Raw genomic sequence first — 25,724 nt, 5'->3', positions numbered from 1 at the left:
ACTTCATTCGTTTTATGTCAAATATTTTTATTTTATATTTTTACATCGTTCGTTTTTTGCGAACTATATTTACTGGTAACATTTTCATAATTTTTAAGTTTTGTTTAAGTTTTGTTTCAATTTGACCTAAGTCTCATCCCCTAAACTTTTTTCATAATACATTTGCGAAGGAGTTATTGACATGAATTTTATTAAGCGAGCCTGGCTTGTGACAAAAGCCAAAAAAGGATGCACGGGATTACTCGTTTTGGTAACCAGCGCGATTTTGATTTTTGTTCTAGCTGGGTTAACCATTAAAAATGCGGCAGATTCTACCGTCACATCAGCTAAAAAACAAGCAGGTGCAATAGTGACTTTATCTGTTAACCGCGAAGCCATGATGAAAGCTTTCAAACCTGACAGCGAAATCAAGTAGCAACACGACAGCTACTACTTCTGTTGACCTTGCAACAGCAAAATCTATTGTAGAAAAAAGTGGTGTCTCATCATACCTTTTCACAACAACTAGAACGGCTAATGCGAGGGACGGTATTTCTGCTATCTCTACTTCTTCATCTTCTGATGATTCAAGCGATAATGCTTCACAAAATGGAAACCAACCTGAGAACCACGGTGGCATGATGACATCGGGTGATTTTACCATTACTGGTGTTAACACAACTGACAATGTCAGTGACTTCACTTCAGGAAAAAGTACGATTTCTAAAGGAGATGGCATTACTTCAGAAACTGCCGACAACTGCGCACTTATCTCTTCAGATTTGGCTAGCGAAAACAGTTTAAGTGTGGGGATACCTTCACAGTGACAACTACAGTAGATAGCACTGAAACAAGCTATATACTGACCGTCATCGGCATTTATGACAATTCATCTACTGCCACAACAGCACAAATGATGTCAAATGCTTCAAACCCACAAAACAACATTTACACAACGCTGACGACAACTAACACCATAAAAGGCGAAACAGATAAACTCGATTCAGCTGTTTATGCCCTTTTAAATCCTGAAAAAATAGACAATTTCGTTAAAGAAGTCAAATCAGAAATCGACACTGACACTTACTTTGTGACATCAAGCGATGAAATCTACGAACAAATGCTCTCACCACTTAATAACATTTCATCAATTGCATAAAATATCGTTATTTTGGTAGCTATTGCTGATGCAGTTATCCTAGCCTTGATTGTTATTTTCAGCATTCGTGAGCGCCGTTACGAAATTGGAGTTCTCATGAGCTTGGGTGAAAATCGCCTTAAAATCATCAGACAATTCTTCACAGAGTTATTCATGGTCACTATCGTTTCTCTTGTGACTGCATCATTTGCAGGAAATTTTGTCGGAAATGCCCTTGGTAACCAACTGTTGTCATCTTCGACTCAGACACAACAAACTACAAACCAAGGACCTAATGGCGGTGGTCCTGGTCAAGAGACAAACTTTTCTAATGATGACAATAAGCAAAATGACTTAAAACCCCAAAATGACAAACTATCCGGCGGTGGTTTTGGCAACACGATGTCAATGGCAACAACTTCACCAAAAGAAATCGATAATCTCGATATCAAACTAACAGGAACTGATGTCGCAAAACTCGGTGGAATCACCCTTCTCATCTTATTTATCTCAACTATCTTAGCAAGTATTGGTATCATTCGCATGAAACCAAAAGATATCTTATCATCAAATTAGAAAGGATACTCATATAACCTTACACACTAAAAATATTGGCTATTGGTACACTAATAATCCAGATGATTACCTGTTCAAAGATATTAATTTAAGCCTCGAAAAAGGGAAAATTTATGTCATTCTTGGTCAATCAGGAAGTCGAAAGACCACCTTTCTTTCCTTGCTGGCTGGCTTAGATAGCCCCAAAGCAGGCAAGGTTTACTTAGATTACAAAGATATTAATAAATTAGGCTTATCCAATTACCGAAAAAATGCTGTTTCAACCATCTTTCAAGCTTATAATCTGATGACTTATATGACCGCACGTCAAAATGTCCAAACAGCCCTCGAAATCACAAATACTACCGTTGATAATGCTAAAATCGAAGAGCTTTTTGATCTGGTTGGCATTCCTAAAGAAATGATTGATAAACCAGTTCTTCAACTTTCCGGTGGTCAGCAACAACGTGTTGCCATCGTCAGAGCTCTAGCTACCAATCATGATATCATTATTGCTGATGAATCAACGGGAAACTTGGATGAAGAAACTACTCAAGACATTGTCAATATCTTCAAAGACATCGCCCATCAGCAAAATAAAACCGTGATAATTGTGACACATGAAACGGCTGTCGCTAAAGAAACAGATGTTGTTTTTGAACTCAAGAAAAAACATTTTACCCAACTATAACTATAAACGAAAAGCACCCAGCAATATTGCTGAGTACTTTTTTCTTATTTTAATCTGACAAATCTTGTCCGTTGCTTGCGATAACTTTTTTATACCAGAAGAATGAATCTTTGCGGTAACGTTCAAGACTACCAACTTCTTCATCTGTACGATCAACGTAAATGAAACCGTAACGTTTACGAATGCCTTCGTGTGTTGAAATAAGGTCGATTGCTGACCATGGATTGTAGCCAAGCATGTCAACACCATCTGTAATTGCTAATTGAATTTGTTCAATGTGAGCACGAAGATAATCGATACGATATTGGTCGTGAACTTTACCATCTTCTGTCAAAGTATCGTAAGCCCCAAGACCGTTTTCAGTAACCAAAAGTGGCAAACGGTAACGGCTATACATTTCACGGACAGTTGCACGGAAGCCGACTGGGTCAATTTCCCAACCAAATTCAGTTTTTGGAAGGTTTGGATTGTCAACGCCACGGTAGAAACCTGCTTCTCCACGCGCTGTTTGTTGGTCAGCTGATGGGTTCAAGCTTTCTGTACCATCTGATGCAGCTACCGTTGCTGTATTATAGTAGTTAAATCCGATAAAGTCTGGTTTTGCCGCTTTCATGATGGCACGATCTTCATCAGTAATCACTGGTGTAGCATCTTGTTCTTCAAGATATGCCCAGACCAGATTATTGTATTCACCTAGGATATAAGCATCAAGGTAAAGCCAGTTACGAATAGCATTGAAGTTTTGAGCAGCTAGGACATCTTCTGGTTTTGATGAAGCCGCATAAACCAATGAAATATTTGGTGCTGGACCAATTTTAGCTTCTGGAAGTATTTCGTGGCAAAGTTGCATAGCTTTAGCTTGCGCTACCAATTGATGGTGGTCTTGTTGGTAAATTTCTTTTGTAAGGTTTGTTGTTCCTTCTGGCACGTGAAGAGTACCGATAACAGGACCAACCAAAGTAAGCATATTTTGTTCATTGATTGTTAACCAGTATTTCACACGGTCACCAAAGTTTTCAAACAAGACACGCGCATATTCAGCAAACCAATCTACTGATTCGTGTGTTGACCATGAGCCACGTTCATCAAGAGCTGCTGGCATATCAAAGTGGAACATTGTCACAATTGGTTCGATATTATATTTCAAACATTCATCAATCAAGTTGTTATAAAACTCAATTCCTTTTGGATTCACTTCGCCAGTCCCGTTTGGCAAAACACGTGACCAAGAAATTGAAAAACGATAAGATTTAAAGCCCATTTCTGCCATCAAGGCAATATCTTCTTTGTAGTGATGATAATGGTCAACTGAAACCGTCAAATCTGCAGTTCCTGCTGGCAATTCTTTCACATCTTGACAAGAAGGTCCTTTGCCATCTTCTAAAGAGGCACCTTCTACTTGGTAAGCAGAGGTTGAAGCTCCCCACAAGAAATAATCTGGAAATGGTTTTAGCGTTTTGTGTAACATGTCAATCTCCTTTTAACTTTTCATTGACTACAATTATAGCGCTATCATTTCTAAAAAACTAATGCTATCAAATGCTATCCTTGTACTATCATACGAAAAAATGATGACAAATATCAGATATCGAAACAAAATATAAACAATCTAACAATTATCTATCTCAAGTCATTTTTATTCCATCAAACCTAATTTGGCAAAGGCATTATAAAGGCCATCTTCTTCGACATCGTCAGTCACCATATCAGCCATTGCTAGAATTTCTGGGCCACCATTTCCCATAGAAACACCAATCTTACAACACTCAAGCATAGGAATGTCCACTTTGGCATCACCAAAAGCAATGGTATCCTCACGACTAGCCTGTAAATGCTCTAAAATAACGTCAATGGCATGCGCTTTGGTAATGTCTTTAACGCCGAGGTCGCCAAATAAAGCTGTTTCCCCTCGACCACCCCAAGTGCCAGCTTTTAAGTTTGGAAAAGCCTTAGCAGAATCCAGATGATCTTGGTAGGAATTCAAAATAAAGCTGACTTTATTTAGGTCATCACGGTACAATTCCCCACCATAAACCAAGCCATGAAGAGCATCTTCAGCTTCCATGTGTTCTACTTCTGCAGCCGTTTTTCCTTTTTGCATAACATACCTGCGCATGACAGGACACGCAGCTTCTTTAAAATTTTCCGAAGCAAACAAGCCATTATTAGATTCCAAATAAAATTCTAATCCTCGCTCATGTAACCAGTCAACAATCGCTCTCGAATCTTCTTTTGAAATCATCTGATGCATGATAACTTCTTCATTGTATTCGACATATGAGCCATTACCACCAATCATGCCATCAAGCCCAATTTCCCATAATTCAGGTTGCATTTCTGCACGACTACGTCCCGTACAGACAAAGACTTTATGCTCATTAGCACGCGCTTGTCGAATTGCCAATACAGCAGATTCTGGAATACGATTGTGATAATCCACCAAAGTTCCATCAACATCTAAAAAAATAATTTTACTCACAGCACTGCCCTCTTCGTTTTTAATGCCTCTATTTTACTAAGAAATCAAGTAAAACGATAGTTATATCTTACGAAAAACTGATACTTTCCTCTGCTTTTTTACAATTTCAAATCAAGCTGGAAGCTTTCAGACAGCTTGCTTGCATTTCTGATACAAAATCGCTATCCTAAAACCATGAAAAATGTAAAAGACCTACTGGCTCATCTTCCTTACCGAGCTAGTTTTTATGATAAAAATTTAAAACTGATTTACAGCAATAATCGTTCAGACGGCTCTTTTTTCTCTGAACCCGAAGAAAATGAATTACCACAATGGGTTTGGACCAGCCTTGAACAATCACCCGAAAATGCCCTTCATTTTCAAATTCCTACCGAATCATTTGACCACATCTTATTTCAAACATATCAAGCAGTTAAAGATGATTCTGGTGAACTTTTGGGTGTTACCACTTTTATTCAAGATTTAAAGCCTGTTCTGGCAAGTTACCTAAATGAGTCTGGTCAAGCAATCGTTGGCTGGTCTGATGTCACTTCTGGACCTTCTAGTAGCAATCCTATTTTCGATGATTAAAAAAGAGCCAAAAGGCTCTTTTTGTTTATTCTTAATCACGATAAACAGGCTGTACACCGTATGTTTGAGACACTGGCATCATTTCAATACGATTGAAATTCACATGTTCTGGCTGACTAGCCACCCAAGAAACGGTATTTGCGATATCTTCTGGCATAATGGCGTGCGCTCCTTCGTAAAGTTTCTCAGCGCGTTCATCGTCACCTTTGAAGCGGACATTTGAGAACTCTGTTCCTTCGCAAAGCCCTGGTTCGATATTCGTCACGCGAATCTTTGTACCAGCAAGATCAGCACGCAAATTTAGCGAGAATTGTTTGACGAAGGCTTTGGATGCACCGTAAACATTGGCACCTGGGTATGGAATAGTTCCTGCTGTTGACCCAAGATTAATAATCATCCCTGAATCACGCTTAACCATGCTTGGCAAAACTTGACGTGTCAGATAAACAAGACCTACGATATTGGTATTAATCATGGTCATCCAGTCAGTAAAATCCGCCTCATATGTCTTGTCTAAGCCAAGTGCCAAACCAGCATTATTGACTAAAAGGTCAATGTGTTGCCAATCTTCTGGTAAACTTGCTAAAGCTTGGTCGATGAGTTTTGGCTCAGAAACATCCATTTGCAAAGGATAAACCTTGTCACTACCTAGTTCTGCTTGTAAGCTCTGCAATTTTTCCAAACGACGAGCACTGACAATAACTTGGTAACCATCTGCTACTAATTTCTTAACAATAGCTTTTCCAAATCCTGCCGAAGCACCTGTTACTAATGCAATTTTTGTCATGTCATTCTCTTTCTATACTCTTCTGAATATAAGAAAGTCAGTTGGTTATCAGTCAACTGATTCTTTCTTATTATTCGTTCATGTCATCAACAGCCTGAGCTGCTGTGATAATAGCTAATTTATAAATATCTTCTGCACTTGAACCACGAGATAAATCATTAACTGGTTTATTCAATCCTTGAAGAATTGGACCAATCGCTTCAAACATACCAAGACGTTGAGCAATCTTGTAGCCAATGTTTCCTGATTGAAGGTCTGGGAAAATAAAGACGTTTGCTTGTCCAGCGACGTCACTATCTGGTGCTTTTACTTCTGCTGTACTTGGAACAAAAGCGGCATCAAATTGCAATTCACCATCGATAGCCAATTCAGGCTGACGTCCTTTAGCCAGCTGAGTGGCTTCACGAACTTTTTCAGCTTGAGGCGCTTTGGCACTTCCTTTTGTTGAAAAGCTAAGCATGGCAATCTTTGGATCAATGTCAAAAATTCTTGCCGTATCAGCAGTGTTTAAAGCAATTTCAGATAATTCTTGAGCATTTGGATCAATATTGATAGCACAATCTGCGAACATAAAACGTTGATCAGTGCTTTCACGGTTCATCAAGAAAACACCTGATGTTCTGGAAATACCTGGTTTTGTTTTGATGATTTGAAGAGCTGGACGAACAGTATCTGCTGTTGAATGAATCGCACCAGAAACCATACCATCAGCCAAATCAAGTTTGACCAACATAACACCAAAATAATTAACGTCTTTCAATAGACGATCAGCATCTTTAGGAGTTGCTTTACTTTTTCGGATTTCAAGAAAGGCTTTCTTCATCTCATCAAAATTATCATAAGTTTGCGGATTAATAATCACATAGTTTTGATCAGCAAAACCGAATTTAGCCAATGACTCTCGAACTTCCGTAGCTTCTCCTAAAATAATTGGTTCAATCAAACCTTCAAATTTTAAACGAGCGGCTGCACGAAGAACACGTTCATCATTTCCTTCAGGAAAAACAATTTTGAGGTTTTTACCAACAATTTTTTCCCTTAAGCTACCAAATAAAGATCGAATCCCCATAAAAATTAACCTTCCATCTATTTTTGTTGTGGCTTCATGATAACGCTATCAAAGTCATCTGTCAAGTTTGCACTTTGAATAATCTCTTTATTTGTGTAAGGGTCTACAAAACGTAAATAATGGCAATGCAGCGCTTGTCGCGTAATACCAAGATCCATGCGACCACCATACAAATCATCTCCCAAAAGTGGGAAACCAATGTGAGCAAAATGCACACGAATTTGGTGAGTTCGTCCTGTGTGAAGTCGAATATCTACCAAAGCCACATCTCCAAAACGTTCCACAACGCGATAACTTGTGTGAGCATATTTTCCAGACAGATGCACGCGACGTGTGATAATACTATCTTCATCTCGAGCAATCGGCGCAATGATTTCACCCTCATCTTCTAGTTCACCTTGACCAGAAACCAAGGCATAATAACGTTTTTCAATGGTCTTACTTTGTAGTTGTTTATCAAGTCTAGCATGGGCATAACCGTGTTTGGCAAAAAGCATCAAACCACTGGTATCCTTATCAAGTCGAGTTACGATGTGAACTTGCTTGTTAGGATAATTTTGCTCCATGTAGTAATATTTGACAAAATTAGCGATGGTATTTGAGTGCAAAACACTTGGAATACTAGCATAACCATGGGGTTTATTGATAATCAAAAAATGATCATCTTCATAGGCAATATCAAGGTCATGTTCGACTGGAATAAGGGTTTCATGTTCCTGTTCATCAGGAATTTCAATCGTCACCACATCTCCCACATCCAATAAATAAATGGCATTTTGCTCAACGCCATTTACCCAAATATTTCCACCTTTAAATTTCACTTTGGCTAATAAGCATTTTGAGACATCATGTCCCTTTAAAAAGGTTTTTACTTTTGTTCGTCGGTCCGCAATAAATTCAAATTTCACGAATCTACTTCTCCTATAAAGGCATCTCTCACGCGCTCCCAGAAACTTGTATGGAAGGGTGTTGCCACAAAGCTAATTTTTTTATCGTCAATACAATATTCAATTTTAGACACATTTTTATAATGCATGGTTTTGTTATCGATTGACACTGTATAAACGCCTTGGCGTTTAGGAATGATTTCAATTTTATCTTTTTTCGGCACAATCACAGATGACCCAAGGGTGCGATAAACACGGTTGTTAAGACTAGAAATCTCTGTCAACTGCATCGCTTCCATCGTCGGGTGCAAAATAGCTCCGCCTAAAGATTTATTGTAAGCAGTGCTTCCTGTCGGTGTCGATACCGAAATACCGTCACCACGGAAACGTTCTAACTTCACCTTATCAATGACAACATCAGCAACCATTGTTTTCTCAATACGTTTGATGGCTACTTCGTTAAGGGCACGCGCTTTTACCACACGACCATCTTCTAAAGTGATTTTAACTCGCAAAACTGGATAAGATGCCTTACGCCCCCTATCAGCTCGCAAATTCTCAATTAACTTTTCTACTTCAAAATCTCGGTAATCGGTGTAAAACCCCAGATGACCGGTATGAATTCCCACAAAGCGGACTTTATCAAGAATCTTTTCATACGTGTGAAAAGCAGACAACAGCATGCCATCACCACCAATGGAAATGACAATATCTGGATCTTTTTTAGACAAATAGAATCCTTTATCTTCCTTGAATGCCGCAAAAAGCTTTGAGGCAACTCGTCTACTCTGATATTTCCCGTTTGCTACGATAGCAACACGTGTTACTTTATCTGTAATATTCGTCTGTGTCATCACTATTTCCTACACCATCACTTAATTTCCGACTTGCGAGATCAAATAAAAGCTGTGCTTCCCTAATATCCTCGCGAATTTTTCGCATCTCCTCATCCAATTCAAGGGCAATTTTTGCTGTTGTTTCCAAACGTTTTTTAATTTCATCAGGAAACTCGCCTTTATATTTATAGTTCAATGAATGTTCAATCGTTGCCCAGAAGTTCATTGCTAAAGTCCTAATTTGAATTTCAGCTAGAACTGTTTTTTGACCATCAATGGTATCAACAGGATATTCCACAATAACATGGTATGAACGATAACCACTGGCTTTCATATGCGTGATGTAATCACGTTCCTGCACGATTTTCATATCATGTCGACTACGCAAAAGTGCCAAAACTTCATCAACGTCATCAACAAATTGAACCATAATACGAAGACCAGCAATATCTTGCAAATCTTGTCCAATGTTCTCTGGTTTAATCCCACGTAGCACCATTTTTTCCTTGATACTTTCGACCGATTTTACACGACCAGTCACAAACTCAATCGGTGAATGTCGATTTTGTTTACGAAATTGCTTGCGGATTCCGCGCAATTTAATCTTCAATTCACCAACAGTTTGTATGTAAGGATCTAAAAATTTCTCCCAGTCCATCACATTTCCTTCCTAATAGGATGGGCCTGTCACGCAGACATAACCAATCCTTGTCAAAAAATTGACTTTTGTATAGAATTAATATAACAAACCTATTATACCATATTTCTAATTGAGGAAAAAAGGAAAATTATTTTATGACACACCTTGAAATTGAGTACAAAACATTACTCACTAAAGACGAATTCAATCGTCTTAACAGTCAACTTTCACACGTTACACCAGTAACGCAAACGAATTACTACTTTGATTCAGATAATTTTGACATGAAAGCGCATCGCATGTCTCTTCGCATTCGGACATTGCCAAATCGCGCAGAAATCACATTAAAAATTCCAAAAGAAGTTGGTAATTTGGAATACAACTATGATTTGAGTGTGGCTGATGCCAAAGAAATCATCAAATCAGGTCAATTTCCAGAAGTTGATTTTTTGAAACTTATCGAAGAAAATGGTGTTAAACTATCAAGCCTTAAAAATTTTGGTAGTCTGACAACAACACGACGCGAAACGATGACTGATATCGGTCTTATGGCTCTTGATAGCAATCAATATGCTGATATTAAAGACTATGAACTTGAATTAGAAGTTGAAAATGCTGAAAAAGGCAAAAAAGATTTTGACAACTTCTTAGCTCAGCATGACATTGACTTCAAGTATGCTAAAAGCAAAGTTGCTCGCTTTAGCGCAACCCTTAAGCGAAATTAAAGACGCTTTTTCCTTAGAAAATGCTGAATTATTTCAGTTTTTTTGGTAAAATATAAGTATTAATTTTAAAGGAGTTTATTTATATCATGGCAGAACATTACGCCGACAAACAATTCAAGCTTTTTTCTCTTTCTTCTAACGTAGAGATTGCACAAAAAATTGCGGACGAAGTTGGAGTCCCTCTTGGAAAAGTGTCAACACGCAAGTTTTCAGACGGCGAAATCATGATTAACATCGAAGAAACAGTTCGTGGTAATGATATCTACATCATCCAATCAACTAGCTACCCTGTTAATGACAACCTTTGGGAACTCTTGATTATGGTAGACGCTTGTAAACGTGCCAGCGCCAATACTGTCAATGTCGTTATCCCTTACTTCGGATACTCACGTCAAGACCGTATCGCTGCATCACGTGAACCAATCACAGCTAAACTTGTAGCAAACATGCTTGTTAAAGCTGGAGTTGACCGTCTTTTGACTCTTGACCTTCACGCTGTTCAAGTACAAGGTTTCTTTGATGTACCAGTTGATAACCTCTTTACTGTTCCATTGTTTGCTAAATACTACTGCGACCTTGGTTTGAAAGGTGAAGACGTTGTTGTTGTCAGCCCTAAAAACTCTGGTATCAAACGTGCTCGTAGCTTGGCTCAAACTCTTGATTCACCAATCGCTATCATCGACTACGCTGAAGATGATGCACAACGTGAAGAAGGCTACATTATCGGTGATGTTGCTGGTAAAAAAGCAATCCTTATCGATGACATTTTGAACACTGGTAAAACATTTGCTGAAGCAGCTAAAATCGTTGAGCGCGATGGTGCTACTGAAATTTATGCCGTTGCTAGCCACGGTCTATTTGCTGGAGCTGCTGCAGAAAGCCTTGATGCTGCTCCTATTAAAGAAATCTTAGTAACAGACTCAGTTGCTACTCATGAACGCTTGCCTAAGAATATCAAATACCTTTCAGCAAGCAAATTGATTGCTGACGCGATTATTCGTATCCACGAAAAAACTCCGCTCAGCCCATTATTCTCATATAACGCTAAAAAGGATTAATTTACTATATGATCTATCTTGATAATGCTGCAACTACCCCTCTCACACCATCTGTTATTGATGCAATGACAGAAATCATGGTTAACGATTTTGGTAACCCATCAAGTATTCATGGGATTGGACGTCACGCTAACCAGCGTTTGCGTTCTTACCGCCAGACCATTGCCTCAGCTTTAAAAACTGACCCACGCCGCATTATCTTTACATCTGGTGCTACTGAAAGCAACAACACTGCCATCAAAGGCTATGCTCTTGCTAACCAAGAAAAAGGTAAACACATCATTACCACTTCTATCGAACACCACTCTGTTCTTCATACAATGGAGTATTTGGAAAAACGTTTTGGTTTTGAAGTCACTTACCTAAAACCTGAAGATGGTCATATTTCTGCTAAACAAGTAGCTGACGCTCTTCGTGATGATACGATTTTAGTCAGCACAATGTTTGCAAACAACGAAACAGGTGACCTTCTTCCTGTTAAAGAAATTGGCGAACTTCTTTCAAACCATCAAGCTGCTTTCCACGTTGATGCTGTTCAAGCAATCGGAAAAATTGATGTTTATCCTGAAGAGATTAAAGCTGACTTTCTTTCAGCTTCTGCTCATAAATTCCATGGACCAAAAGGTGTTGGTATCCTTTACTCAACACCACAACACTTTGACAATTTGCTCCATGGTGGGGAACAAGAAGAAAAACGCAGAGCTAGCACTGAAAATATGATTGGTATTGCTGGTATGGCAAAAGCCTTATCAGACACTGTTACTAACAAAGATGTTAATTACAAACACGTCAAAGAATTACGTCAATCCTTCCTTGATGCTATTTCTGGCTTAGACTATTACATCAACGGTAGCCAAAACAAAATGCCTCACGTGCTCAACATTGGTTTTCCAAATCAAAATAACGGTATTCTCCTAACTCATCTTGATTTAGCTGGTATCGCTGTTTCAACTGGTTCTGCATGTACCGCCGGTACTGTTGATCCAAGTCACGTCTTGGCAAGTCTATATGGTGAAGATTCACCACGTTTGGCAGAATCAATCCGCGTTAGCTTCTCAGAACTTAACACTATCGAAGAAGTTCAAGAACTCGCTAAAAAATTAATAGAAATTGTAGGAAAATAGGATGGCATTTGAAAAAGAAATCACTTTAAAAGACTGTCTTTACAGCTATGCTATTAGCGATAATATTAAAAAATATACACTTCGTGACACAACCTTTACGCAAAACCGTATCGGTAATTACGAATTAACGCGTTTATTGGAAAACGTCCCTAATTCAGGTGATGGATTCCCACTAAAAATCACTATCAACAAAGATTTGACAGGTTTCAAATTAAGTATCACTGACAGATCAGGGCTTCGTTTCGTTAATATCTTCAAATCTGAAGATAATAAAATCCTCCAAGAAAAATTCTATTTCTTGATGGACAGCCTCGTTGAACGTGATATTTTCACTAAAAAAAAGCTTAATCAATAAAAACAACTCCAAAGCTACTTCTTATTAGCTTTGGAGTTGTTTTTTTACTCTATTTTGTAAAATTTGTTTTTGTTTTCACAAAGTTTTTGTTACAATAGATGTAACAAGTAAAAGGGAGATGGTATTGTGACTACTGAGAAATCTATTCCTAAAGCAACGGCTAAGCGACTTTCGCTGTATTATCGCATTTTTAAACGTTTTAATACAGATAATGTCGAAAAAGCAAGTTCAAAACAAATTGCAGATGCTATAGGAATCGATTCTGCAACTGTTCGCCGAGATTTTTCCTATTTTGGTGAGCTAGGAAGACGTGGTATCGGCTATGACGTCAAAAAATTAATGAATTTCTTTGCTGATATTCTAAATGACCATTCAACAACAAATGTTTTATTGGTCGGATGTGGTAATATCGGTCGAGCATTACTTCACTACCGTTTCCATGATCGTAACAAAATGCAAATTGCTATGGCTTTTGATACAGACGATAATGAAATTGTTGGATATCAAACATCAGATGGTATTCCAGTTTATGGTATCTCATCACTTAAGGAGCACGCACAAGAAGCTGGTATTGAAACTGCTATCTTAACGGTTCCAAGTACAAAAGCTCAAGAAGTTGCTGATATCTTGGTTGAAGCTGGTATCCGTGGTATTTTAAGTTTCTCTCCCGTTCATTTAAATGTTCCAAAAGGTGTCATTGTCCAATACGTTGACTTAACGAGTGAATTACAGACACTTCTTTATTTCATGAGTCAATCAAACCAATAATCAATTAAAATCCAACTGTTTTTTGCTTAGCTGAGTTTATTTAGTATTAGAATACTTTTTCTTGCCTGAAAGTCTTCCTTTCAGGCTTTTTTAGTTTTACAGTACATCTGTTTCTTCCCTAAAACTATAATATTGGTATTTGCCTACTATGATATGATCGAGACAAACGATGCCAATATCATCACAAGCTCGTTTCATTTTCTCGGTAAAAAGAAAATCATTTTCACTTGGGGCTGGTAAACCTGACGGGTGATTGTGAACAATAATCAATGAAGTTGCCATAGTTTTACAAGCATAATACAAAATCTCACGAGGCTCTGCGATTGACCGACGAACCGAACCAATAAAAATCGTCCGTTGTTCGATAATTCGATTTTGAGTATCCAAATAAATTGCCACCAAATGCTCCTGCTTTTGGTCGCTCAACTCTAACATCATCTTTCTAGCCAAGCGTTCACTACTCATGATGCGTTCTTTTTGGACATATTCTGCTTTGCTAATGCGCTTTGCCAGTTCAATCATTGCTTTAATTTCAATAGATTTGACATAGCCAACTCCTTTAATTTTTTGCAATTCTTGTAAGGATAAATGCTGAAAGTCAGCAAGTGTATCGATGTGTTTTAAAATATCATTAGCTACTTCTAAAACTGGTCTTGTCTTGGTACCTGTTCGTAATAAAATGGACAATAATTCTTGATTGCTTAATTGCTCGGCACCTAAATCTCTCAAACGTTCGCGTGGCAACATAGCATCTGCTTTCATTTCTATTGCATACATAAAAATACCTCCACTTATTTATTCGTAAGTTAGAGGTATTTTTTTCTTTATTTCACTATTCTAAACGATTTTCTTGGCGTTTAGCGACACTATCCTTGATAATCTGATAAAGACTAGCTGCTAAAGGTACAGCTACTAGCATTCCTAAAATGCCCCAAAGCGCTGCGCCAATGGTAATAGCCATCAATACCCACATACCAGGTAAGCCGATTGAACCACCAACCACGCGCGGGTAGATAAGATTTCCTTCAAATTGCTGAAGAACGACAAGGTAAATTACAAAGAAAATAGCTTGAGAGACTGACTGAGTTGTGATCAGAATAAATCCAATCGTCAAACCAATGTAAGCTCCCACCACTGGGATTAAAGCTGTGAAGGCCACCAGAATCCCGATTGTTGCTGCATAAGGCAAATGCAACAAAAGCATACCTCCAGCTGTTAAACTCCCAAGAATCATTGCTTCCAAGGTTTGTCCGACAAAGAAACCATGGAATCTCTGATGTAAAATATCTAAAACATAGTGGACCGTCTTAGCATATTTTCCAAGATAAGAATCAATTAACAGATTAAATTGACGAGCTAGTTGTTCTTTACTAGCTAGCACGTAAATTGAAAAGATCAAACTAATAAAGACATTCAGAAGTGTTGAGGCAATGGTACTTACTGACGTTAAAATGCTTGTCAAAACTGATAACACTTGATTCAAAATCTGTTGACTGTAGTCTGATAATGTCGTCGTCACATCTGATGATGTCCCAAAGTATGCCAAAATATCTTTGACAACTTTATTGTCATTAACTTCTTTGATAAAGTTTGCAATACCACTTGTATCAATCTTCAACAGTGAATTGATACTAGCAATCAAATCTGGTAGAACAATTGAAAAGAGCCAACTAATCAACAAGATAAAGGTTAAATAAGCTAAAATCATTGAGACAGCCCGTTTTACCTTCAAAAGATATTTATTTTTAATCAGTCGTGTGAAAATCATCTCATAAAGACTCATAACAATATTTACGATATAAGCAATACCAGCTCCAATCAGAAATGGCTGACTAGCTTTAATCACCGTCGCCACAAGTGATGTTCCCGTATCCCAATATGCCTTAATCGCGTAACATATCACAAATGCAAGAACTATATAATAGACCTGTTTTTTCTCAAATTTCATGGGAAATAAATTCTCCTTAATAAAGTTATTCCCATTATAGCAAATTTTATTAAAATGTCGAAAAGTCTGCTGTTTTGCCTACTTTTATCATTTCAATCCCGCTCAAAGATATATTCTTGCGCGCTTGAATTATAAATCGATTGAACACACATTTCTTTTCAATCATAAGTTATTTTGAAAATCGCACAGTTAGCTGGACGTTTTTTAGGAATTGGCGGATTTTTTGTAGCATGCAAATAAAACCGCATAATAGCTCCACCGTGACTAACAAATAACAAAGTCTCATCTTCTTTGCTGTCTTCTAAAACTTCACGAATAGTCTGCTCCATGCGCTCATAAACCTGAGCGGTAGATTCACCACCATAACGCACAAAGAAATCACGGTAATCAGAACCATCTTCATGATGAACTGGCGGATTCAAATACTCTTGATGCGCTTCATAAGCCCCAAAATCCATTTCCTTGATTCCTTTTAAGCGAATGTAGTCAACTCGCCCAGTCGCTAGTTCAGCAGTGTCACAAGCTCTCTCTTGCGTTGACGAATAGACACGCGTGAAAGTAATCCCTTCTTGCTCAAAATACCGTCTTGCTGCCTTAGCTTGTTCAATCCTTTCCTCTGTCAATGGAGAATCACACATTCCTTGAATTCTCCCTTGAACATTAAAGCGAGTTTGCCCATGTCGCATTAGATAAAAAGTTTTAATCATTTTCTCCTCCACCATCTTATAGAAGCAAAGCAACTCAGTTCAAAACTATCAACCGAGTTTAGCTCATTAATCGTTTAAAATATTAGCACCACGTGTTGCAATCAAATCTTTGTAGTAGAAGAATGAATCCTTACGTGAGCGGTCAAAGCTATCATTGCCTTGGCCATCGGTATCAACGTAAACAAAACCGTAGCGTTTAGACATCTCAGACGTTGAAGCTGACACAAGGTCAGTACGACCCCACCAAGTATATCCCTTCAAGTCAACACCATCTTCAATGGCTTCATACATTTGTTTGACATGAGATTCCAGATAATCAATATGGTATTGGTCATGGATAGAACCATCTTCTTCCACCTTATCAAGAGCGCCATGACCATTTTCAACAACCATAATCGGTACTTGGTAACGGTCATAAAGCTTATTTAAAGTGATACGAAGTCCAACAGGGTCAATTTGCCTGCCCCAGTCAGATGCTTCCAGATATGGATTAGGTTCGCTTAGAATAAGGTTCCCAGCTGTCTCTTCACCAGATTTTTGCTTATGTGCAATAGAGCTCATGTAATATGAGAATGACATGAAATCAACAGGGTATTTTTCAAGAATTTCAAGATCGCCATCAGCAATTTCTAACTCAATGTTGTTTTCTTTGAAGAAGCGTTTCGCGTATGAAGGGTATTTACCACACACTTGGACATCAGAGAAAAAAAGATTTTCATGGTCTTTTTTAATCTCTTCCATGACATCATCTGGATTATATGTAGATGGATAAGCTTGCATACGCGCTAACATACAACTAATTTTAAAGTCAGGATTGATTTCATGGCTAACTTTTGTGGCTAAGCTTGATGCCACAAATTGGTAGTGCACTGCTTGATACATCTCTTGCAAATTCAATTTTCCATCTTCAAATAAGAGTCCACCAGACAAATAGCCTGTCATACCAATGATATTGATTTCGTAAAAGTCAACCAGTATTTGACTTTATCTTTGTAGCGATTAAAGACTGTTTCAGCATAACGCACAAAGCAATCAATCACTTTGCAATTTTTCCAGCCACCATATTTTGTGATTAAATGAATTGGAAATTCACAATGTGACAATGTCACAAGTGGTTTGATGCCATATTTATTAAGCTCATCAAAAACTTTGTCATAAAAGACTAGCCCTGCTTCATTTGGAGTGGCATCATCACCATTTGAAAAAATACGTGACCAGGCAATTGACATACGGAAAGTCTTAAAGCCCATTTCCGCATAAAGAGCAATATTTTCTTTGTAACAGTGATAAAAATCTGATCCCCAACGTTTCGGATATAAACCTTCTGTGTCATTTAAAGCGGCATCCAATTTAGCACGAGTCATTGGGGCTATTAAATTCCTTCCCATTGATTTTCTCTCTTCTAGTGCTACTGCACGTGACGTATCTGAGGTAGCAGGTCCGCATCCATCAACATTTCACGCCCCTTCAAATTGATTGGCAGCTGTTGCACCACCCCATAAAAAATCTTTTGGAAAATGTTTTGTCATATTTTCTCACCTCATACTTTAGTTTGCTCTTGTATTATATCTTGAAATGTAAGTGTTTTCTATTGCTATCATCTTAAAATAGTACTATCACAAGATAATAAAACTGTTTCCTCACCTTAGAGGAAAAATCTTTTCAAAAAAATGAAATCAACTATGAAAACTACTCATTTTTCATTCATTCTATAGAAGAAAATTTGACAAAAGCCCTTTCTCTCTATATAATTAATTAGTTGAAATTATTCTATTTTTTCTGAAAATGGGAAATATATTTTAATAAGTAGTACTGATTTAATGGCTAAAAGATAAAGAGTCGCTTGATGATTTACCCTTTAACCAATGATTACAGTACTATGACTGATTTAGGAGTTTAATTATGTATAATTTTCTATCGTCTTTAGACAGTCTAGTCTGGGGACCACCTCTTCTTGTTCTTCTTGTTGGAACAGGAATTTATTTGTCTTCTCGCTTAGGATTATTGCAAGTTTTTCGCCTCCCAAAGGCCTTAAAACTAATCTTTAAATCTGAAGCAAAAGGTAAAGGGGATATTTCAAGTTTTGCTGCACTAGCTACTGCTCTTGCAGCAACTGTTGGTACTGGTAATATTGTCGGTGTCGCAACTGCCATCAAACTTGGTGGTCCAGGGGCACTTCTTTGGATGTGGATGGCCGCATTCTTTGGAATGGCTACAAAATATGCTGAAGGTGTTTTAGCCATCAAATACCGTACAACAGATGCAAATGGTGAAATTTCTGGTGGTCCAATGCACTACATTGTTAATGGGATGGGAAAACGTTGGAAACCTTTGGCCGTTGCCTTCTCAATTTTTGGGGTAACGGTTGCCTTGTTTGGTTCGGGGACTTTCACACAAGTTAACTCAATCACTGATTCACTTAGCAACACTGTTGGCTGGTCACCAAAAATCATCAGTATTGTCTTGGCTGTCCTTGTCAGCATTATCATCTTCGGTGGTATTCAATCAATTTCAAAAGTTGCTGAAAAAATTGTTCCATTTATGGCAATCATTTACATTCTAGCAACAATTGCAATTCTTGCTTTCCACTGTAACCAAATTCTTCCAAGTATTGCTTTGGTTATTAAATCAGCCTTTACTGGAAAAGCAGCAACTGGTGGTTTTGCTGGAGCAACTGTTATCACAGCTATCCAAGCTGGTGTTGCACGTGGTATCTTCTCAAATGAATCTGGGCTTGGTTCTGCACCAATCGCTGCTGCTGCTGCGAAAACTGATGAACCTGTTGAACAAGGTCTTGTTTCTATGACCGGTACGTTCATCGATACCATCATTATTTGTACCCTAACAGGACTTTCAATTATTGTTACTGGTGGTTGGTCAAGCAATCTTAACGGTGCAACTCTGACACAATCAGCATTCTCAACTGTCTTTGGAAACTTTGGTGTCTATGCCTTGACATTCAGTTTAATTCTCTTTGCCTTTACCACAATTCTTGGTTGGGGATATTACGGAGAACGTTGTTTTGAATTCCTATTTGGTGTCAAAGCTATTCCAGTTTACCGTATCATTTTTATCGCTATGGTCGCTCTTGGCGGTTACATTAGCCTTGAAACTATCTGGGTTATCGCTGATATTGTTAACGGTTTGATGGCAATTCCAAACTTGATTGCCTTACTAGCCCTTTCACCAATTATTATCAAAGAAACAAAACGCTATTTCGATACACATTAAAAAACAAGAGATTAGGGATTATCCTAATCTCTTGTTTTTACCCTTAAAGAAATCGCTTATTAACGGGATTTCTGTGCCAAACAAGGCATTTTAGTGATATAATAAAAGGTAGCTCAAATTTAACATAATCTACTGATACATTTATAACCTCATTTGAACAAAGGAGGCATTTCTTATGTCAACACCAGAAGAAAACCTACGCTTAGCAAAACGAGGGCCAATTGTTAGTATTGTTGCCTACATGGTCATCACCTTATTAAAGCTAATCACTGGTTATTTTTTGAATTCATCGTCATTAATCGCTGATGGTTTTAACAACTTGTCTGATATTCTCGGAAATGTTGTGCTTTTAATCGGACTGCATTTGGCGAGCAAACCAGCTGATGAAGATCACCGCTTTGGTCACTGGAAAATGGAAGATTTATCAAGCTTGATTACTTCTTTCATCATGTTCTACATTGGCTTTAAAGTTCTCTTTCAAACCATTGAAAAAATCATCTCAGGTAGCATGACACCTCTTGATCCTGAAGGCGCCGTTGTCGGAGTCATCTCTGCAGCGATAATGTACGGTGTTTACCTTCACAATAAACGCCTTTCACAACGTGTCAAATCAAGCGCACTCTTAGCTGCATCAAAAGATAACCTTTCTGATGCTGTCACTTCTATCGGTACTTCTGTAGCCATCCTCGCAGCTTCATTTAACTTAGTCATCATTGATAGATTGGCTGCCATCGTTATTACTTACTTCATTTTGAAAACAGCCTACGATATCTTTATCGAGAGTGCCTTTAGCCTTTCAGATGGCTTTGATCAAAAAGAACTCCAAAAATACAAAGAAGCTATCCTCAAATTACCAAAAGTTTCAAATGTCAAATCACAACGTGGTCGCTCGTATGGAAGCAATATTTACCTTGATATCGTTGTTGAGATGAATCCTGGCCTCTCAGTTTACGAAAGCCACGAGGTCACTGAACAAATCGAAGAAATCCTTCGTAAAGAATTCTCTGTTTACGATACTGATGTTCACGTTGAACCAGGAGCAATCCCTGAAGATGAGATTTGGGATAATGTCTATAAAAAGCTTTATAAAGCCGAAAAAACCATTCTCGCTAAGATTCCAGATTACGAAAACCTTATCTCAGATGACTTCTACCTTATCGATGTTGACGGTCATTCCTATAACAAATCTGAAATGACTGCTCGAAAAAGACACTACATGAGTAAGATCGAAGATTTTGAAATGACATCTATCAGTCAAAAAACAAAGCTTATCACTTACAAGCTCGATAATATGACTCATACAAGTATCTGGCGCCACAAGGAAAACTGGTTCCTTGTCTTCCACCAGATCACTCCACAAGCAACAAATTCTCAAGATTAACCGCAAAACAAGGATTAATACTCCTGGCTTTTTAGATGCTTAGAATTAATCAGTTATTTTAATTAACTGGTTAATTATTTTATAATATAGCACGATTATATTGATAATCAAGAAAAAAGATGAAAACTAAAAAGAGTTCTAAGTATCACTACTTAGAACTCTTTTAATTTATTTTTTAACAGCATCAGTTGCTACATCATCACCAAACCATTTGTTTGAAATTTCTTGGAACTTACCTTCTTGATAAAGCTTTTGGAAAGCCTGATTGATTTTCTTAACCAGTGTTTTATCAGCTTTTCTAGCCCCTACAGCAAAATCTTCACCGTCAAACTCACTAGCAATGATATTGTAGTTATCTAATTCACCTTCTTGTTCAAGGTAATAATTAGCGTAAACTTTATCGATCAAGAGACCATCGATACGATCGTTTTTAAGGTCAATAAGGGCTTGTGTGAAAGTTTCATACTGTGTCGCATCATCACCAGATACAATATCTTTCAGGACTTTTGGTTTTGCATTGAAAGCATCATAACCAGATGAGCCAGATTGTGCACCAAGAACTTTATCTTTCATCCCTGCAAAGCTTGTAATTCCTGAAGATTTTTTAGTGACTAGCACTTGTTCATTAACCATGTAAGGATTTGTAAAGAGAACTTTTTCGGCACGCTCATCACTAATAGAATAACCATTCCAAATCAAATCAATCGTACCGTTATTCAATTCAGTTTCTTTCATATCCCAGTTGATTGATTGCCATTTCACTTTAATACCATACTGTTCAAAGACGGCATTGGCAAGATCGATGTCAAAACCAACATTTTTGCCATCTTCATCTTCGTACCCCATTGGTACAAAAGTGTTATCAAAACCAATCGTAATCTTACCATCTTTTTGATAAGTTTTCCATTGGTCTGTCTTAGCAACTTTTTTTGATGACGATGACCCACAAGCAGCTAAACTAACTGTCGCAACAAGCGCCATAGCACTTAAAAGAAGTTTTTTCAATTTCATAAAGACACCTAATGAGACTTTCTGTTATTTTGGATTAATTTTTAAAATGTAATCTGAAATCGTTTCTGCAAATTGTAAATCATGGGTAACCACAATCTGAGTCATTCCAGCTTCACGGTTTTGTAAAATCAATTTTTCAACTTCTTGACGCAATTCAGGGTCAAGCGCTGAAGTTGGTTCATCATAACCAATAATTTGAGGGTCAATCATCATCGCACGAGCAAGAGCGACACGTTGCTTTTGCCCACCTGATAATGAGTAAGGATAAGCATCCGCATGTTCTCCCAAACCAAGACGTTTAAGAAGACCAAGTGCTTTTTCTTTTGCCGCTTCTTTTGTCATTCCCATTGTTTTAACAGGTGACAAAATCAAATTATCTAAAACAGACAAATGTGGGAACAATTGAAAATCTTGGAAAACAAAACCAAGCAAGTTAAGTGTCTCTAAGTGATCGATTGGAACAACTTCACCATTATAGATGATTTCACCCGAATCAATTTTTTCAAGACCAGCAAGCATACGTAGCAAAGTGGTTTTACCACCACCTGAAGGCCCTACAAGAGACAAAATTTTACCATCTTCAATTGTTAAATTAAAATGATCAAAAATCTTCTTTTGACCAAATTGTTTGGAAATATTTTTTAATTCTAACATCTGGTCACCTCTTATTTATAATAATCAAATTTTTTCTCAGTTTGTTTAGAAATCAAGGTAACAATACCAATCATAAGCAAGTAAATAGCCCCTGCCACAAACATCGGTGTAAGTGTCGCATCACGGTTAGCAGCTGTCTTACTTGCAAGCAACAAATCACCAACCCCAAGAACATAAACGAGTGAAGAATCTTTGACAAGGTTGATAATTTCATTGAAAACACTTGGTAAAACAATCTTGAAAACCTGTGGCAAAATAATATAATGAATAGTTTGCAACTGATTTAATTTTAAGACTTTTGCAGCTTCGTATTGACCTTTAGGAATAGCAGCAATCCCACCACGGAAAATTTCAGCAAAATAAGCTGCATAATTCAAGGTAAATGCCAAAATAGCTGCTGGCATACGGTCCATAACCACTCCTACACTTGGTAAAACATAGTAGAAGAAAATAAGTTGCAATAGCAATGGTGTTCCACGCATAATCCATACATATAATGTCAACAACCATTGCAAAGGTTTAAATTTAATCTGCATCAAAAAAGCAAGGATAGCGCCAATCGGAATGGAAAGCACAATAACAATACAGAAAACTTGCAAAGTTACCGCAGCGCCATCTAACAAGCTAGGCAGAACTTGTGAAATATATGACATGTTATCTCCTAAAAAGAATTTGTTACTATTATAGTATTATATCAAATTTTCAAACAATTGGGGAGCAAAGAAGAATATTTTATCATTTGATCTTATAAAAATAAGACGATATGATATGATACGACATAACTATATTTATGTAAACTTTATCTTTAAATATAAAAAAAGCTACGAGCAAAGCTCATAGCGTTAATGTCATTATAATTTTTTAACAAACTCTGATTTTAATTTCATAGCACCGAAACCATCAATTTTACAATCAATATTGTGGTCACCTTCAACAAGACGAATGTTTTTAACACGAGTTCCTTGTTTAAGATCTTTTGGTGCACCTTTTACTTTCAAGTTTTTAACGATAGTAACACTGTCACCGTCAGCAAGACAAGTTCCGTTGCTATCAAGAACAACCAAGCCATCTTCTTCAACTGAATCAGCTGGGTTCCATTCATAAGCGCACTCTGGGCAAACTAACATTAATCCATCTTCGTAAACATACTCAGAGTTACATTTTGGACAATTTGGTAAAGACATCATTTCTCCTTATCAAAAAATAGCTATAACATTATTACTATCATAAAGTTAAAAGTTACATTATCCATTCTACCTTAAAAAGTAAATTTTGGCAAGTATTATTCCACAGTAACCGATTTCGCAAGGTTACGAGGTTTATCAACGTCCAAACCACGTTGAAGTGTTGCGTAGTAAGCAATCAATTGTGCTGGTACGACCATTGCAATAGCTGACAAGAATGGGTGTACAGTTGTTACGATGATATCGTCTCCTTCACGAGCTTGGCTTTCATCAACAATTGTAAGAACGCTTGCTCCACGTGCTTCAACTTCTTGGATATTACCACGTGTATGTGATGCAAGAACAGGGTTGCTTGAGATAAGTGCAATAACAGGCACACCTTCTTCAATCAATGAAATTGTACCGTGTTTCAATTCTCCAGCTGCAAAGCCTTCACATTGAATGTATGAAATTTCTTTTAATTTCAAGCTAGCTTCCATGGCAACATAGTAGTCTGAACCACGACCGATGTAAAAGGCATTGCGAGTTTCTTTAAGAAGTACTTCTGCTTTTTCAGCAATCGTATCTTTTTCAGAAAGTGTTGCTTCGATAGATTGTGCAACAATAGCCAATTCGTGAACAACATCAAAATCAGCTGCTACTTTGTTGCCATTAGCATCACCAACTGCTTTAGCAAGAATTGCCAATGTAGCAACTTGAGCTGTGTAAGCTTTTGTTGAAGCAACTGCAATTTCAGGTCCTGCATGCAAAAGCATAGTGTATGTTGCTTCACGTGACAATGTTGAACCTGGAACGTTTGTAATAGTCAAGCTAGGAATGCCCATTTGATTTGCTTTAACCAAAACTTGACGACTATCAGCAGTTTCACCTGATTGTGAAATCATGATGAAAAGTGGTTTTTTGCTCAATAAAGGCATGTTATAGCCCCATTCAGATGCAATACCAAGTTCAACTGGTGTGTCAGTCATTTGTTCAAGGAATGATTTTGAAGCAAAACCAGCATGGTAAGATGTTCCGGCAGCCAAAATGTAAATACGGTCTGCTTCTTGAATAGCTTTGATAATTTCAGGATCAACAGTGACTTGATTATTGTCATCTGTGTAAGCAGTGATTAACTTGCGCATAACTGTTGGTTGTTCATCAATTTCTTTTAACATATAGTAAGGATAAGTTCCTTTACCAATATCAGATAAGTCAAGTTCAGCTGTGTAAGAAGCGCGTTCGATAGCATTGCCATCATAATCCATAACTGAAATAGAATCTTTTGTCAAAACAACCAATTCCTTGTCATGGATTTCCATAAATTCGCTAGTTTCGCAAATCATAGCCATAGCATCTGAACATACCATGTTGTATCCGTCACCCAAGCCAATCAAAAGAGGTGATTTATTTTTAGCCACATAAATAGTATCAGGATCTTCAACATCAACCAAAGCAAACGCATATGAACCTTCAATGATCTTCAAAGCTTTTTTAAAAGCTTCAAGAACTGACAAACCTTGTTCAACAAATTCACCAACTAAATGAACAGCGATTTCAGTATCAGTTTCACCTTTAAGATGGTGATTTGAAAGATATGTTTCTTTAATTTGTAGATAGTTTTCAATAACACCATTGTGAACCAAGACGAAACGTCCAGTTTCAGATGTATGTGGGTGAGCATTCAATTCAGTTGGTTGACCGTGAGTTGCCCAACGGGTGTGACCAATACCAGTGTAACCAGCCATATCAATTCCGATTTTCGCACGAAGATCAGCAATACGTCCAACTGATTTAATCAAGCGACCTTGATTAACACCATTAGTAACGTAAATTCCTGCAGAATCGTAACCACGGTACTCCAATTTTTCAAGACCTTGCATTAAGATGTCTGTTGCGTTTTTGTTTCCAACAACACCAACAATACCACACATATTTTTTTACCTTTAATAGGAAAAACCTATTATC

23 protein-coding genes and 3 pseudogenes are annotated in these 25,724 nt (G+C 37.6%); 10 read left to right on the top strand and 16 right to left on the bottom strand.

Annotation, left to right across the window (positions count from 1 at the left end):
• Window positions 1-181 precede the first annotated feature (181 nt).
• Together DQN23_RS04050 and DQN23_RS04045 are read left to right on the top strand one after the other, a co-directional pair.
• Window positions 182-1,693 (top strand): annotated as a pseudogene (locus DQN23_RS04050) (ABC transporter permease).
• A 13-nt stretch (window positions 1,694-1,706) separates the two neighbouring features.
• The gene (locus DQN23_RS04045) at window positions 1,707-2,363 is read left to right on the top strand and encodes an ABC transporter ATP-binding protein (RefSeq protein WP_058813877.1); all 657 of its coding nucleotides are present in this window, start codon (window positions 1,707-1,709) and stop codon (window positions 2,361-2,363) included.
• A gap of 49 nt (window positions 2,364-2,412) precedes the next feature.
• On the opposite strand, the gene DQN23_RS04040 is transcribed toward DQN23_RS04045, so the two are convergent.
• Window positions 2,413-3,831 carry a glycoside hydrolase family 1 protein gene (locus DQN23_RS04040; protein ID WP_111712778.1) on the bottom strand — a complete coding sequence of 473 codons (1,419 nt, stop codon included), beginning with the start codon at window positions 3,829-3,831 and terminating at the stop codon, window positions 2,413-2,415.
• A gap of 168 nt (window positions 3,832-3,999) precedes the next feature.
• Entirely contained in the window at window positions 4,000-4,842 is an 843-nt protein-coding gene (locus DQN23_RS04035) for a Cof-type HAD-IIB family hydrolase (protein WP_043895020.1), read from the bottom strand.
• 174 nt (window positions 4,843-5,016) lie between these two features.
• On the opposite strand from DQN23_RS04035, the gene DQN23_RS04030 reads away from it, so the two are divergent.
• Window positions 5,017-5,412, top strand: a complete 396-nt coding sequence (locus DQN23_RS04030; RefSeq protein WP_043895223.1) for a sodium transporter — start codon at window positions 5,017-5,019, stop codon at window positions 5,410-5,412.
• 31 nt (window positions 5,413-5,443) lie between these two features.
• Here DQN23_RS04030 and DQN23_RS04025 read toward each other — a convergent pair whose 3' ends face one another.
• The 5 genes from DQN23_RS04025 to DQN23_RS04005 all read right to left on the bottom strand — a co-directional run bounded on the left by DQN23_RS04025 (window position 5,444) and on the right by DQN23_RS04005 (window position 9,649).
• A complete protein-coding gene (locus DQN23_RS04025) occupies window positions 5,444-6,199 on the bottom strand; it encodes an SDR family oxidoreductase (RefSeq protein ID WP_061407650.1) in 756 nt (251 codons plus the stop codon).
• A gap of 70 nt (window positions 6,200-6,269) precedes the next feature.
• Complete coding sequence (gene pta / locus DQN23_RS04020; protein ID WP_111712777.1) at window positions 6,270-7,268, bottom strand: phosphate acetyltransferase; 999 nt, start codon at window positions 7,266-7,268, stop codon at window positions 6,270-6,272.
• Window positions 7,269-7,285: 17 nt separating this feature from the next.
• Window positions 7,286-8,176: an RluA family pseudouridine synthase gene (locus DQN23_RS04015; RefSeq protein ID WP_111712776.1), complete on the bottom strand. Its 891-nt coding sequence runs from the start codon at window positions 8,174-8,176 to the stop codon at window positions 7,286-7,288.
• Entirely contained in the window at window positions 8,173-9,009 is an 837-nt protein-coding gene (locus DQN23_RS04010; protein WP_043895019.1) for an NAD kinase, read from the bottom strand. Before DQN23_RS04010 ends, DQN23_RS04015 begins: the two co-directional genes overlap by 4 nt.
• A complete protein-coding gene (locus tag DQN23_RS04005) occupies window positions 8,984-9,649 on the bottom strand; it encodes a GTP pyrophosphokinase (protein WP_020916624.1) in 666 nt (221 codons plus the stop codon). Before DQN23_RS04005 ends, DQN23_RS04010 begins: the two co-directional genes overlap by 26 nt.
• Window positions 9,650-9,786: 137 nt before the next feature.
• On the opposite strand from DQN23_RS04005, the gene DQN23_RS04000 reads away from it, so the two are divergent.
• The 5 genes from DQN23_RS04000 to DQN23_RS03980 all read left to right on the top strand — a co-directional run bounded on the left by DQN23_RS04000 (window position 9,787) and on the right by DQN23_RS03980 (window position 13,661).
• Window positions 9,787-10,356: a CYTH domain-containing protein gene (locus DQN23_RS04000; protein ID WP_014334666.1), complete on the top strand. Its 570-nt coding sequence runs from the start codon at window positions 9,787-9,789 to the stop codon at window positions 10,354-10,356.
• A gap of 86 nt (window positions 10,357-10,442) precedes the next feature.
• Window positions 10,443-11,414, top strand: coding sequence for a ribose-phosphate diphosphokinase (locus DQN23_RS03995; RefSeq protein WP_020916623.1), 972 nt, complete (start codon window positions 10,443-10,445; stop codon window positions 11,412-11,414).
• An 8-nt stretch (window positions 11,415-11,422) separates the two neighbouring features.
• Window positions 11,423-12,538 (top strand): cysteine desulfurase family protein, encoded by a 1,116-nt coding sequence (locus DQN23_RS03990; RefSeq protein WP_111712775.1) that lies wholly within the window; start codon window positions 11,423-11,425, stop codon window positions 12,536-12,538.
• Window position 12,539: 1 nt separating this feature from the next.
• Window positions 12,540-12,893 (top strand): DUF1831 domain-containing protein, encoded by a 354-nt coding sequence (locus tag DQN23_RS03985; RefSeq protein ID WP_020916621.1) that lies wholly within the window; start codon window positions 12,540-12,542, stop codon window positions 12,891-12,893.
• A gap of 126 nt (window positions 12,894-13,019) precedes the next feature.
• Window positions 13,020-13,661, top strand: a complete 642-nt coding sequence (locus DQN23_RS03980) for a redox-sensing transcriptional repressor Rex (protein WP_020916620.1) — start codon at window positions 13,020-13,022, stop codon at window positions 13,659-13,661.
• Between the two features lie 96 nt (window positions 13,662-13,757).
• On the opposite strand, the gene radC is transcribed toward DQN23_RS03980, so the two are convergent.
• From radC to DQN23_RS03960, 4 genes and pseudogenes are all read right to left on the bottom strand, one after another.
• Window positions 13,758-14,438, bottom strand: a complete 681-nt coding sequence (gene radC / locus DQN23_RS03975) for a RadC family protein (protein ID WP_061407639.1) — start codon at window positions 14,436-14,438, stop codon at window positions 13,758-13,760.
• 55 nt (window positions 14,439-14,493) lie between these two features.
• Window positions 14,494-15,609 carry an AI-2E family transporter gene (locus DQN23_RS03970; protein ID WP_111712774.1) on the bottom strand — a complete coding sequence of 372 codons (1,116 nt, stop codon included), beginning with the start codon at window positions 15,607-15,609 and terminating at the stop codon, window positions 14,494-14,496.
• Between the two features lie 92 nt (window positions 15,610-15,701).
• Window positions 15,702-16,316, bottom strand: a pseudogene (locus DQN23_RS03965) (histidine phosphatase family protein).
• Between the two features lie 66 nt (window positions 16,317-16,382).
• A pseudogene (locus DQN23_RS03960) lies at window positions 16,383-17,845 on the bottom strand (glycoside hydrolase family 1 protein).
• Between the two features lie 373 nt (window positions 17,846-18,218).
• Between DQN23_RS03960 and DQN23_RS03955 the strand changes: the two are divergent.
• On the top strand, window positions 18,219-19,547 hold the full coding sequence (locus DQN23_RS03955; protein WP_020916616.1) for an alanine/glycine:cation symporter family protein: 1,329 nt from the start codon (window positions 18,219-18,221) through the stop codon (window positions 19,545-19,547).
• A 175-nt stretch (window positions 19,548-19,722) separates the two neighbouring features.
• Window positions 19,723-20,928, top strand: a complete 1,206-nt coding sequence (locus DQN23_RS03950; protein WP_111712773.1) for a cation diffusion facilitator family transporter — start codon at window positions 19,723-19,725, stop codon at window positions 20,926-20,928.
• Between the two features lie 168 nt (window positions 20,929-21,096).
• Here DQN23_RS03950 and DQN23_RS03945 read toward each other — a convergent pair whose 3' ends face one another.
• The 5 genes from DQN23_RS03945 to glmS form a co-directional block, all read right to left on the bottom strand.
• Window positions 21,097-21,939, bottom strand: a complete 843-nt coding sequence (locus tag DQN23_RS03945; RefSeq protein ID WP_058813866.1) for an amino acid ABC transporter substrate-binding protein — start codon at window positions 21,937-21,939, stop codon at window positions 21,097-21,099.
• 24 nt (window positions 21,940-21,963) lie between these two features.
• Window positions 21,964-22,593: an amino acid ABC transporter ATP-binding protein gene (locus tag DQN23_RS03940; RefSeq protein ID WP_020916613.1), complete on the bottom strand. Its 630-nt coding sequence runs from the start codon at window positions 22,591-22,593 to the stop codon at window positions 21,964-21,966.
• An 11-nt stretch (window positions 22,594-22,604) separates the two neighbouring features.
• Window positions 22,605-23,246, bottom strand: coding sequence for an amino acid ABC transporter permease (locus DQN23_RS03935; protein WP_020916612.1), 642 nt, complete (start codon window positions 23,244-23,246; stop codon window positions 22,605-22,607).
• Window positions 23,247-23,444: 198 nt separating this feature from the next.
• Entirely contained in the window at window positions 23,445-23,777 is a 333-nt protein-coding gene (locus tag DQN23_RS03930; protein WP_058813865.1) for a zinc ribbon domain-containing protein YjdM, read from the bottom strand.
• A 98-nt stretch (window positions 23,778-23,875) separates the two neighbouring features.
• On the bottom strand, window positions 23,876-25,690 hold the full coding sequence (gene glmS / locus DQN23_RS03925) for a glutamine--fructose-6-phosphate transaminase (isomerizing) (protein ID WP_020916610.1): 1,815 nt from the start codon (window positions 25,688-25,690) through the stop codon (window positions 23,876-23,878).
• Window positions 25,691-25,724 lie beyond the last annotated feature (34 nt).

This window comes from Streptococcus lutetiensis (assembly GCF_900475675.1).
GTDB lineage: Bacteria > Bacillota > Bacilli > Lactobacillales > Streptococcaceae > Streptococcus > Streptococcus lutetiensis.
This window is presented reverse-complemented; position numbering and strand designations above follow the sequence as displayed.